The 12,232-nt window shown below is 69.5% G+C and carries 6 protein-coding genes and 2 tRNA genes; all 8 read right to left on the bottom strand.

What is annotated here, in order from left to right; translation table 11 throughout:
• Window positions 1-87: 87 nt before the first annotated feature.
• Window positions 88-160, bottom strand: a tRNA-Ala gene (locus tag K318_RS0112660).
• A gap of 159 nt (window positions 161-319) precedes the next feature.
• Window positions 320-393 (bottom strand) — tRNA-Ile (locus K318_RS0112655).
• 205 nt (window positions 394-598) lie between these two features.
• A complete protein-coding gene (locus K318_RS25625; RefSeq protein ID WP_245579901.1) occupies window positions 599-1,555 on the bottom strand; it encodes a DUF3566 domain-containing protein in 957 nt (318 codons plus the stop codon).
• Entirely contained in the window at window positions 1,552-4,206 is a 2,655-nt protein-coding gene (gyrA, locus tag K318_RS0112645; protein ID WP_029089748.1) for a DNA gyrase subunit A, read from the bottom strand. Before gyrA ends, K318_RS25625 begins: the two co-directional genes overlap by 4 nt.
• A gap of 141 nt (window positions 4,207-4,347) precedes the next feature.
• Window positions 4,348-6,363, bottom strand: coding sequence for a DNA topoisomerase (ATP-hydrolyzing) subunit B (gene gyrB, locus K318_RS0112640; RefSeq protein ID WP_029089747.1), 2,016 nt, complete (start codon window positions 6,361-6,363; stop codon window positions 4,348-4,350).
• 250 nt (window positions 6,364-6,613) lie between these two features.
• Window positions 6,614-8,569: an AMP-binding protein gene (locus K318_RS0112635; protein WP_211233328.1), complete on the bottom strand. Its 1,956-nt coding sequence runs from the start codon at window positions 8,567-8,569 to the stop codon at window positions 6,614-6,616.
• A complete protein-coding gene (locus tag K318_RS0112630; protein WP_035281899.1) occupies window positions 8,566-10,176 on the bottom strand; it encodes a GMC oxidoreductase in 1,611 nt (536 codons plus the stop codon). The genes K318_RS0112635 and K318_RS0112630 overlap by 4 nt, the downstream gene beginning before the upstream one ends.
• Window positions 10,173-12,131, bottom strand: coding sequence for a sodium:solute symporter family protein (locus K318_RS21725; RefSeq protein WP_084500167.1), 1,959 nt, complete (start codon window positions 12,129-12,131; stop codon window positions 10,173-10,175). The genes K318_RS0112630 and K318_RS21725 overlap by 4 nt, the downstream gene beginning before the upstream one ends.
• Window positions 12,132-12,232: the final 101 nt, after the last annotated feature.

Below are 12,232 nucleotides of genomic sequence, written 5' to 3'. Positions count from 1 at the left end.
GGCCCACCAGGAGGAGAAGAAGGCCCCTCACCGCGTTCCCGCAGGTGAGGGGCCTTCTTCACGAGTTGCTGTCTCAAAACACTCGAGTGGAGGTAAGGGGACTCGAACCCCTAACCCTCTGCTTGCAAAGCAGATGCGCTACCAATTGCGCCATACCCCCGGAAGTGACATCCATGCTACACCGGGTCGGTGAGCCGTGACCACTGCTTCTGCCTCTCCCGATTCCTGCTCCGTGCAACACCGAGAACCCCCAGTGCAACCGTCGCAGCTCCCAGCAGAGCCATCCACTTCTTCACGGCACTCCCATCGGCAGGATGCGTGGGCCTAAGAGGACTTGAACCTCTGACCTCTTCGTTATCAGCGAAGCGCTCTAACCGCCTGAGCTATAGGCCCCTTGGTTCATGCCGAACCGAGAGACAACTATACCGACGTCCTCTGCCGTTGCCAAACCGCGCGAACGTAATGTGCGGCACACTCAGCCGAGACGGCCCGCGGACTGCGATCCCCCTCCCGAAGCGGCCGCCGGACGGCGCTGAGCCCCCGCCGGCGGCAGCGGGGGCTCAGCGTAAGCGCACAGCGGCGAGGCGCCGGTGCGGTCCTATTCGTCCGTGAGGGTGAGGTGGAAGCCGCCCACGATCGAGGCGCCGATGTTGTAGAGGAACGCGAACAGCGTCGAGAGCGCGGTCATGAGGACGATGTTCACGAGGGCCAGCACGAACGCCGTCGCCATGACGCGGCCCAGACTGATGAGGCCCACGAGGGATTCGGCGCTCTCGGCCCCGGCGATCTCCTCCATCGTCGTCTCGACCGTGCCGATCACGCCGGTGGCCTGGAGCACCAGCCACAGCACGAGCGTCGCCACCAGCATCGCGATGGCGATCGCCAGCGAGAGCAGGAAGGACATCTTCATGACCGACCACGGATCGATGTTCGCCGCGGTCAGGCGGACCGTCCGCGGGCCCTTCTTCGAGGACCTGCCCTTCATCTTCACGCCGCCGGAGGAGGCCTTCACCCCGCCGGGCAGCATCCTCTCGGAAGCGGCCGCCTGCTGACCGCCGCCGGAGCCCGTCTTCGGCGCAGCAGGCGCCGCGGGACCCGAACCGAACTGCGAGGAGTCCACGGCCGGCTGCACCTGCGTCTCACCGCCCGAGGCCGTGAGCCGCATGCCCTTGGACGCGGAGCTGACCTTGGTCGCGGGGCCGGAGCCGGAGACGCCCTGACCGGAGGAGCCCGCACCGGGCACCTCGGGAGCGCTCGCAGGTCCGGAACCGACAGGACCGGACCCGCCCGCGGCAGGCCCCTCACCGGCACCGGAGCTCGGACCGGCCGGGCTCGCACCCGCAGAGCCCTGACCCGCAGCACCCTGGCCCGGCCCCGCCTGTGGGGGAGCGGCCTCGGGCACGGCGGGGACCGCCTGCTCGGCGGCGGGAGCCTCGGGAGCGCCGGCCTCCGGAGCGCCCGGCTCCTCGGCATCGGAGCCCCCGCTCGCGGTGAGACGGGTGCGCCCGCTGGACGTTCTCAGGATCTTCCCGGGCTTCTGCTCGTTTTCACTCACTGCTGCTCTTCACCTTCGGTCTCGACATCCGGCTCCGCCACCGGCGCTTCCGCCTCCGCCGCCGCCCGCGACTCTGCGGCCTCGACCTCCGCCTCGGTCGCCGGTGCATCCTCAGCCTCGGCTTCCACAGCTTCCTCCGGACCCCGCGTCACAGCGATGATGCGGTCCTTCTTGCCGGGCTTCGCGAAGACTACGCCCATGGTGTTGCGCCCCTTGGCGGGGACTTCGTCAATGCTCGACCGGACCACCTTACCGCGCTCCATGACCACCAACACCTCCTCGCCGTCCGAGACGATGAGGCCGCCCACGAGGTCCCCGCGCTCCTCCGTGACCTTCGCGACCTTGATGCCCATGCCGCCGCGGCCCTGCAGGCGATACTCCTCGATGGGCGTGCGCTTGGCGTAGCCGCCCTCCGTCATCACGAACACGTAGGTGCCTGGGGTGACGGTGTCCATCGTGAGCAGCTCGTCGTCCTCGCGGAACCGCATGCCGGTCACGCCGCTCGTGGCGCGCCCGGTGGCCCTGATCTCCTCGTCCGCGGCGGAGAAGCGGATCGACATGCCCTTGCGGGAGATGAGGAGCAGGTGGTCGTCGGAGTTCACCAGCCGCGCGGAGACGAGCTCGTCCACCCGGCCCTCGCCGTTCTCCCGCAGGTTGACCGCGATGACGCCGCCGGTGCGGTTGGAGTCGTACTCGGCCAGACGCGTCTTCTTCACGATGCCGGAGGTGGTGGCGAGCGCGAGGTACTCGGCATCGTCGTAGTCGCGGATCGAGAGCACCTGGGCGATCGTCTCGTCCGGCTGCAGCGCCAGGAGGTTCGCGACGTGCTGTCCCTTCGAGTCGCGCGAACCCTCCGGCAGCTCATAGGCCTTCGCCCGGTAGACCCGCCCTGTGTTCGTGAAGAACAGCAGCCAGTTGTGGGTGGAGGTGACGAAGAACTGCTCGACGACGTCGTCCCCGCGCAGCTGGGCCCCCTTGATGCCCTTCCCGCCGCGGTGCTGTGCACGGTAGAGCGCGGACTGCGTGCGCTTGACGTAGCCCCCGCGGGTGATCGTCACGACGACCTCCTCCTCGGGGATGAGGTCCTCCATGCTCACATCGCCGTCGAACCCGGCGAGGATCCGCGTGCGGCGGTCGTCGCCGTAGCGGTCGACGACCTCGTCCAGCTCCGTGGAGACGATCTCGCGCTGCCGCTCGGGCCGGTCGAGGATGTCCTTGTAGTCCTTGATCTGCTCCTCGATCCGAGCAGCCTCCTCCTCGATCTTGAGGCGTTCGAGCGCCGCGAGCCTGCGCAGCTGCAGGTCGAGGATCGCATTCGCCTGGACCTCGTCCACGTCGAGCAGCTCCATGAGGCCCGTGCGGGCCTCGTCCGAGTTGGGGGAGCGGCGGATGAGCGCGATGACGGCGTCGAGCGCGCTCAGCGCCTTGAGGTAGCCGCGCAGGATGTGCGCCCGCTCCTCGGCCTTGCGCAGGCGGAAGCGGGTGCGCCGCACGATCACGTCGATCTGGTGCTTGACCCACAGGCGCAGGAACGCGTCGATGGACAGGGTGCGCGGCACGTTGTCCACGAGCGCGAGCATGTTCGCGGAGAAGTTCTCCTGCAGCTGGGTGTGCTTGTAGAGGTTGTTGAGCACCACCTTCGCCACCGCATCGCGCTTGAGCACGATCACGAGGCGCTGACCCGTGCGGCCTGAGGACTCGTCGCGGAGGTCGGCGATGCCCGCGACCTTGCCGTCGCGCACATAGCTCGCGATCTTCGCCGCGAGCGTGTCCGGGTTGACCATGTACGGCAGCTCGGTGACGACGAGGCAGGTCCGGCCGTGGATCTCCTCGACCTCCACGACGGCCCGCTGGGTGATGGAGCCGCGCCCGGTCCGGTACGCCTCCTCGATGCCCTTGCGGCCCAGCACGGTGGCGCCGCCGGGGAAGTCGGGCCCCTTGACGAGGCCGAGGATCGCCTCGAGCGCCTCCTCGTGGGTGGCCTCGGGGTGGGAGAGCAGCCACTGCGCGCCGGCGGCGACCTCGCGCAGGTTGTGCGGCGGGATGTTCGTCGCCATGCCGACCGCGATGCCCGAGGAGCCGTTGACCAGCAGGTTCGGGAAGCGCGCCGGGAGGGTCACCGGCTCCTGATTGCGGCCGTCGTAGTTGTCCTGGAAGTCGACGGTCTCCTCTTCGATGTCCCGGACCATCTCCAGGGCCATCGGCGCCATCTTGCACTCGGTGTAGCGGGGAGCGGCCGCACCGTCGTCGCCGGGCGAGCCGAAATTGCCCTGGCCGGCCACGAGCGGATACCGCATGACCCACTGCTGCACGAGCCGGACGAGGGCGTCGTAGATCGCGGAGTCGCCGTGCGGGTGGTAATGGCCCATGACATCGCCCACCACGCGCGCGCACTTGGAGAAGCTGCGATCGGGGCGGTAGCCGCCGTCGTACATCGCGTACAGGATCCGGCGGTGCACGGGCTTGAGGCCGTCGCGCACGTCCGGCAGCGCGCGGCCCACGATCACGCTCATCGCGTAGTCGAGGTAGGAGCGCTGCATCTCCTGGTTGAGGTCGACCTGGTCGATGCGGTCGGTCGTGATCACCGCGTCCGCGGTGATCTCCGCGTCCGCGGGTTCCTGCTCCGGTACGGGGTTCTGCTCGTCTGCCACGTGGAAGTGCTCTCTCTGCTCGAGGTGGGTCGTGAGGAGGGGCCGCTCCCGAGGCCGGCTCCGGCGCGTGCCGGAGCCGGGCCGGGGGTCCGCTCACCTCACTGCTGAAGCCTGTCTGCGGGACCTGTCCGGGGACGCCGCTCAGATGTCCAGGAAGCGGACGTCCTTCGCGTTCTCCTGGATGAACCTGCGCCGCGAGTCCACGTCATCGCCCATGAGGACGGTGAAGATCTCGTCCGCCTGCGCCGCATCGTCCAGGCTCACCTGCTTGAGCAGGCGCTGATCCGGATCCATCGTGGTCTCCCACAGCTCCTGGTAGTTCATCTCGCCGAGGCCCTTGTAGCGCTGGATCGCGAGCTCCTTGGGCAGGCGGCGGCCGGCCGCCCGGCCGGTCTCCAGGAGACCGTCCCGCTCACGGTCGGTGTAGGCGAACTCGTGCGGTGCATTGGACCATTTGATGCGGTACAGCGGGGGAGTGGCGAGGAAGACGTGCCCGCGCTCCACGAGCGGCTTCATGTAGCGGAAGATGAAGGTCAGCAGCAGCGTCGTGATGTGCTGGCCGTCGACGTCCGCATCCGCCATGAGCACGATCTTGTGGTAGCGGAGCTTGTCGATGTCGAATTCCTCGCCGATCCCCGTGCCGAAGGCCGTGATCATCGACTGCACCTCGGCATTGCCGAGGGCGCGGTCGAGGCGGGCCTTCTCCACGTTGAGGATCTTGCCGCGCAGCGGGAGGATCGCCTGGTGGATGGCATCGCGGCCCTGCACGGCGGAGCCGCCGGCGGAATCGCCCTCGACGAGGAACACCTCGGAGCGCACGGGGTCCTTGGACTGGCAGTCCTTGAGCTTGCCGGGCATCCCGGAGGACTCGAGCAGTCCCTTGCGGCGCGTCGCCTCACGCGCCTTGCGGGCGGCCATCCGGGCCTGCGAAGCCTGGATGGACTTGCGGATGATCTCCTTGGCCTGCACGGGGTTGGACTCCAGCCAGTGGCCGAACTCATCGCGCACCACGCGCTGGACGAAGGTCTTGGCCTCGGAGTTGCCCAGCTTGGTCTTGGTCTGGCCCTCGAACTGCGGCTCGCCCAGCTTCACGGAGATGACGGCCGTGAGGCCCTCGCGGACGTCGTCGCCGGTGAGATTCACGTCCTTCTCGCGCAGCAGCTTCTGCTCGCGCGCGTACGCGTTGATGAGCGAGGTCAGCGCGGTGCGGAAGCCCTCCTCGTGGGTGCCGCCCTCGTGCGTGGAGATGGTGTTCGCGAAGGTGTGCACGGACTCGGAGTACGAGGTGGTCCACTGCATCGCGACCTCGAGCGCGATCTGCTGCTGCGCGTCCTCCGTCTCGAAGGCGATGATCTGATCGTTGACCAGATCGGCCTTCTTCATGCTGTTGAGGTGGGCCACGTAGTCGAGCAGGCCGTGCTCGTAGCAGTAGGAGACGGACTTGACCTTGGCTTCGGCGACGTTCTCCTCGCCGTCGAGGACGTCCTCGTCGATCTGCACCTCGTCCGGGTCGATCTCGACCCTCCGCCGGTCCTCCAGCGAGATGCGCAGCCCCTTGTTCAGGAACGCCATCTGCTGGAACCGGCTGCGCAGCACCTCGAAGGAGAACTCCGTGGTCTCGAAGATGTCGGGATCCGGCCAGAAGGTGATGACGGTGCCGGTGTGATCGGTGGCCTCGCCCTTCACGACCTCGCCCGTGGGCACGCCGATCCGGTAGTCCTGGCGCCACACGAAGCCGTCGCGGTGCACCTCCGCGTCCAGCCGCGAGGACAGCGCGTTGACGACGGAGGAGCCCACACCGTGCAGACCGCCGGACACGGCATAGCCGCCGCCGCCGAACTTGCCGCCGGCGTGCAGGATCGTGAGCACCACCTGCAGCGTCGGGATGCCCTCGGTGGGGTGCATCGCGACGGGGATGCCGCGGCCGTTGTCCGTGACCCGCACCCCGCCGTCCTCGAGGATCGCGACCTCGATGTGGTCGCAGTAGCCGGCCATCGCCTCGTCGACGGAGTTGTCGACGATCTCCTGCACCAGGTGGTGGAGGCCCCGCTCCGAGGTCGACCCGATGTACATGCCGGGCCTCTTCCTCACCGCCTCGAGACCCTCCAGGACTGTGATGTCACCGGCATCGTAGTGCGGTGTCTCCTCGGCTGCCATTGATCTCCTCTGGACGCGCGTGTGTGCACACGCTCATGCATGCGGACGGTTTGCACACAATCCTACCGCGAATCGGCCTCCCGGTGACGGAGACGCGCACCTCAGATGCCTGCGGAGCGGCACGTGGAGGCCTCGAATCCCCTTTTCCGGAGCAGCGGCCGAGGGTGGGCTCGTCTCCGGGGGTCCTGAAGCCGCAGAGGCGATTGTGTGAGTTCGCGTCCGAGCGGGACGGGCGGGTGGGACCGCCGGCTCACGTCCCGCGCAGCAGCCGCCGCTGGATCTTGCCGGTCGTCGTCATCGGCAGGACGTCGTGGAACTCGATCCGCCGGGGATACTGGTAGTAGGCGAGAGAGCTCTTCACGTGCGCGGCGAGCTCCCGGCGGAGGGCGTCCGTGGGCCGCACGCCCTCCCTCAGCACCACATGGGCCACGACCGCCTGCCCGCGCAGCTCGTCCGGCTCGCCCACGACTGCGGCGAGCGCCACATCCGGATGGCCCAGCAGGCTCTCCTCGACCTCGCCCGGCCCGATCCGGTAGCCCGCCGACGAGATGACGTCGTCCGCGCGCCCCTGGAAGGTGAGATCGCCGACGGCATCCACCGTCCCGAGGTCACCTGTCAGAAGCCAGTCGCCCGCGTACTTCTCCGCGGTCCTCTCCGGCTGTCCCCAGTAGCCCAGGAACTCACCGGGATTGGGGGTGAGCACCGCGATCTCGCCCACCTCGCCGGCGGCGGCCGGCTGCCCGTCCGGTCCGAGGACCGTGACGGTGAAGCCGGGAACGGCCCGCCCCATCGATCCCGGGGCCGGATGCCGTCTCTGCCGGTGCTGCCCGACCGTCATATTCATCTCGGTCTGCCCGTAGAACTCGTTGACCTCCACCCCGAAGACCTCGCGCGCCCACTGCTGCACGTGCTCGCCCAGCGGCTCACCGCCCGAGGCGAGCGTCCGGACCCGGGACGCGGCGGGAACCGTGCCCTGCGCCCTCATCTGCTTGAGGGCGGTGGGAGGCATGAAGCTGTTGCGCACCCCCACCTCGTCGAACATGCGGACCGCGAGCTCCGGACTGACGCGGGCATCGCTGCCCACGACGGGGACGCCGCACGCGAGGCTGGGGAAGAGCACGTCCAGCAGCCCCCCGATCCACGCCCATTCGGCGGGGGTCCAGATGAGATCGCCGGGCTGGGGGAAGCCGTCGTGCGTCATCCGCACCCCGGGCATGTGCCCCACGAGCACGCGGTGGGCGTGCAGAGCGCCCTTGGGACTGCCGGTCGTGCCCGAGGTGTAGATGAGGAGGGCGGGATCGTCAGCGGCGGTGTCGCCGAGGATGTGGTCCCCGGTCTCCTCCGCGAGGACGGCCGACAGCGTGGTGGTCGACTGCGCGCACGCCTCCTCCGTGCTCACCACGTGCTCGAGCGAGTCGAGGCCGGCCTCGCTGCGCGCGAGGTCCGCCGGTCGTCCGAACAGCGCGCGTGCGCCCGAGTCCTCGACGCGGAAGCGCACGGCCTCGGGCCCGAACTTGGTGGTGAGCGGCACCGCGACGAGTCCCGCATAGTAGATCGCGCTGTGGACGGCGGCGAGCTCCCAGCACTGCGGCAGCAGCACCGCCACACGGTCTCCGCGCTCGAGCCCGTTCTCCAGCAGCCAGCGGGCGATCCGCCTCGCCCGCTGCCGCAGCTCGCCGAAGGTCACATCGAGCTCCCGGCTGCCTCCCCGTTCGAGGATCGCGAGCGCCTCGGCCGGGTGCGCATCCAGCGAGTCCGCGGCGATGTTGAACCGTTCCGGCACCTGCCATGCGAAGTCCTCCGCGTCGAGGTCCTGCCACCATCCGGGCCGCGTGCTCATCCCGTCTCCTCTCCTCTTCCCGATCACGTGTCGCCCACCTGGTCCGCGCCCGGACGGTCCGCACCCCGCCTCGTCCGGCCCCGCCTCGTCCGGCCGGACCGCGCCCGCGTGTCCCCTCGCCCTCACCCGCTCGAGCACCCGGCCGACATCGGCCTCCGGGATCCCCTCGGACCGCCGCTCCGGATCGAGCTCATCGCGCATGTCCGGCTCGCCCACCCTCCGGGCGAAGACGCCGGAGCGGACGAGGGCCGCGAGCAGCTCTCTGTCCTCGCCGGCCCCGCAGGCGTCCGCAGCGGCCGCCACGGCGTCCAGCTCCTCATCCGTGAAACCGACGCCGAGGCGGGCTCGGATGTGCTCGTCGGTCACCATGACTCCTCCGCGAGGAAGTGCGCGCTCGACCGCAGCGCCATCGCCGCCTGCGTCGCGGCAGGATTGAATCCGCTGGAGGTGGGCCAGGCCGAGGAGTCGAAGACGTGCAGGTTCGGGACGTCATGGCTGCGGCCCCAGGGATCGACGACCGAAGTGTCCGGGTCCTCGCCCATCCGGGCGGTCCCCATGAGATGCCAGCCGCTCGCCCGCACGAGCGGATCGGCCAGCACGGTGCGCACGCCCGCGGCGCGCAGCGCCTCCGCGGCCCGCTCGATGTGGAAGGCGAGGAGACGCTTCGAGTTCCCGTCCTGCCGGTACTCGACGCGCACGCCCGGTGTCCCCGCACGATCGCGCCGGCGGGGATCGAGGACCACGCGGTTCGCCGGATCGGGCAGGTCCTCGGACACTATCGACCACATCGCGGACCGCCCCAGCCGCTCCCTCATCGTCGTGGAGAAGTCCCGCCCCCATCTGCGGGGGTCAGCGGTCCACGGATAGGAGAAGAGATGGGATTCGGGGCCGCCGGCCGGCTGCAGGCCCCATTTGGCGCCCCTGACGAATCCTCTCCGCCGGTCCGTCTCGTAGAAGTGGGTGCTCTGCAGCTGCGTCCCCAGCGGCGACACGGCACCGTCGACCTCCTCGTCGAACACTCCCGCCACCGCCGCCAGCGGATGGAGCATGAGGTTCCGTCCGACGAGGCCGCTCGAGTTCGCCGCCCCTGCGTCCCGCCCTGCACCCGCATCCGAGGCGAGGAGGAGGCGAGATGTGCCGATCCCGTTCGCGCACAGGATCACGTGCTCGGCGCGCATCGTCCGCAGCCGGCCGTCCGCAGCGCAGTACTCGACCCCTGCGACGCGCCCGCCCTCGAACAGCAGGCGCCGCACCTGCGCACCTGTCGTCAGCCCGACTCCGGCGCGCAGCGCTCCCGGCCAGTGGGTCACATCCGTCGAGGCCTTCACCGTCCGCCGCAGACCTGTGTTCGTCGCTCCCAGCGCCTCGCCCGCCGCCGGGGCGGAGTGCGGCAGGCGGGCAGCGTTCTCCCGGGGGAAGACCGCCGAGGCGCCCGGCCACCAGTCCCAGCCCAGCGAGTCGAGGCCGTGGGCGACCCTCCTGCCGAAATCGCGCAGGGGCAGCGGAGGATGCGGAGGCGGATCGGCCGGCGGGTATGCAGGGTCCCCTGCGAGCCCGCTCACCCCCAGCTGCCTCTCGGCCTCGGCGTAGTGCGGTGCCAGCTCCTCGTATCCGAAGGGCCAGTCCTCGCCGACGCCGTCGAGCGAGCGCACGCGGAAGTCACTCGGCAGCATCCGGTGCCACTTCGCGAGGTAGAGGACGGTGCTGCCTCCCACCCCGTTCCACATGAGCGGCTCGACAGGGGAGGCCGAGGCGTCGATCGGGTAGTCACCGGCCGATCCCCGTTCGCCGGGCACGCGGGTCCAGCGGCGATGCGTCTCCGGATCGAACTCGAGCGGGTGCACCGGCTTCCCGTAGTCCGGCCAGCTGCCCTGTTCGAGGCAGTGCACGTCGAAGCCGTGGCCGGCGAGCGCCGTCGCAGTCATCGCCCCGGACAGCCCGGCCCCGATGATGAGCACATCGGTCCGGCTCATCGGAGCGATTCCGCCCTCGGCGCCTCCGCCGGCGCGGACCGCAGGGTGAGGGAGTGCACCCAGGCGTAGAGCAGCCCCGCGGTCACGGTGGTGAAGGGCCAGATCACGTAGAGGAGGATGCCGGTGGCCACGGGCATCCCGCCGAAGACCGCCTCCGAGTGCCTGGTGGCGGCCATCGCGGTCATGAGGACGAACAGCACTCCGGTGTAGGCGAGGAGGGGGACGCGCACGGCGCGGAGGACGCCGGGGTCGCCCGCGCATCCGAGCAGCATGATGACGCCCACCAGCACGGGTGTCGGATAGATGATCAGGGCCGGCAGATCGGCGAGCATCCCCACCAGCATGACGGCGCAGATGAGGGAGAGGGCACCCACCAGGCGGCCCACCGTCCTCCCTGCGGCTGCGATGCCTCCTGCGCTCTGCGAGACAGTGCTCGGCGGGACGGCGGCAGGCGGAACAGCGGCGGACCCGCCATCCGAGGAGCCTCCCAGGTCCCCGCTCTCGAACTCACGGAAGAGCTGTGCCGACCTTTCCCCGGGCGTCAGCAGGGAGACTCCGACGAACACCAGCACGGAGAGCATGAGGGAGATCCCTCCGACGTGCATGTGCGGTGCCACCGTGAGGACTCCGCCGGCTTCGAGCACGACGACCAGCAGGTTGGAGCCGAGCGCGACGATCACGGCGGATGCGGCCGCGGTCCCCGTCGCCCTGCGCCAGTGGACCCCGATCCCGATGGGCCCGAGGATCGCGGCGGCGAACGCCGCCCAGCCGATCGCGCCCAGGATGAAGATCGCCTGGGACAGGTAGAAGACCAGGAGGACGGCGAGGACGGTGATGACCGCCGACATGATCCGGCTCCACAGCAGCTCCCGGCGCACGGGGAAGCCCAGGGAGGAGGACAGATCCCGCACGACCGCCGCAGCCCCGATCGTGATGAAGCTCGAGGCGCTCGACATGACAGCTGCGAGCAGGGCCGTGAGCGCGAGGCCCGCGACGACGGGGCTCGTGAACTGGGAGAGGAAGTCCGTCGTGGTGTTGTCGATGGTCTCCGGAGCCGCGGCGTCCCCGCTGATGACCATGGCCTTGAGCGAGAGTCCGATCCCGAGGCTGAAGAGTGTGGTGACCCCGTATGCGACGCCCGAGACCGCAGCTCCCCAGCGCAGCTCCCTCCTGTCCTTCAGCATGAGGAACTTGGTGATGAGCTGCGGCTGTCCCGCCGCTCCGAAGACCAGCAGGACCATATAGCCGAAGATGAACGCCTCCGGCTGCGGCCCGGTGAGCGAGAGGTACGCGGGGTCCGCCGCGGAGGTGGTCAGCAGGACGGCGGACCACCCGCCGGCGGCGAAGAGCGCGAAGAAGAAGATCGCCACCGACATCACGATCATGAGGAGGCCCTGGATCAGATCCGTCCAGACCGCGGCCAGCATGCCGCCGGCCACCGTGTAGACGGCGACGACGCCGGCCCCGATCCACGCGCCGGTCTGCACGGATGTGCCGAGGAGCAGCGAGGCGATGATCCCCATCGCGGAGATCTGCGAGGTCATGTACGCGACGGCGCCGACGGCCATCGCCGCTGACATGGCGATGTGGGCGGGCCGGCTCCGGTACCGGGCCCTGACCAGATCGGGGACGGAGTACGCGCTGTGCCTGCCCGCGGCGCGATGCAGCCGGCTGCCGAGGAGGAACCAGGCGAGGGCGAACCCGAGCGGCACCAGGAAGGCGGCGCCGAGGAGCGCGGAGGTGCCGATGTCGTAGACGGCGCCGGTGTTGCCGACCATGCCCCAGCCGCTCTGGATGGAGGAGAAGCTCGCGATCGCCATGACGAAGAATCCCAGGGACTGTCCCGCGACCAGGAACTCCTTGGACGACTTCATCCGCCTGTTCGCCCAGAAGCCGATGGCGAACATGAGCAGGAAGTAGACGGCGATGATGACGATGACGGATACGGACTCCATTGTCCTGCCTTCTCACGATAGGGCCGTGCGATCAGACCAGCAGGCTATCGACGCCGGCAGCACCGGACAATGTGAGATCACACGTTTGCACGGCTGCACCG

Source organism: Brevibacterium album DSM 18261 (assembly GCF_000426445.1).
In the GTDB taxonomy this organism is placed as follows: domain Bacteria; phylum Actinomycetota; class Actinomycetes; order Actinomycetales; family Brevibacteriaceae; genus Brevibacterium; species Brevibacterium album.
This window is presented reverse-complemented; position numbering and strand designations above follow the sequence as displayed.

Coding starts and splice junctions, on each gene's coding strand:
- K318_RS21725 (WP_084500167.1), bottom strand. CDS start 12,131: ATGGAGTCCGTATCCGTCATCGTCATCATCGCCGTCTACTTCCTGCTC.
- K318_RS0112630 (WP_035281899.1), bottom strand. CDS start 10,176: ATGAGCCGGACCGATGTGCTCATCATCGGGGCCGGGCTGTCCGGGGCG.
- gyrB (WP_029089747.1), bottom strand. CDS start 6,363: ATGGCAGCCGAGGAGACACCGCACTACGATGCCGGTGACATCACAGTC.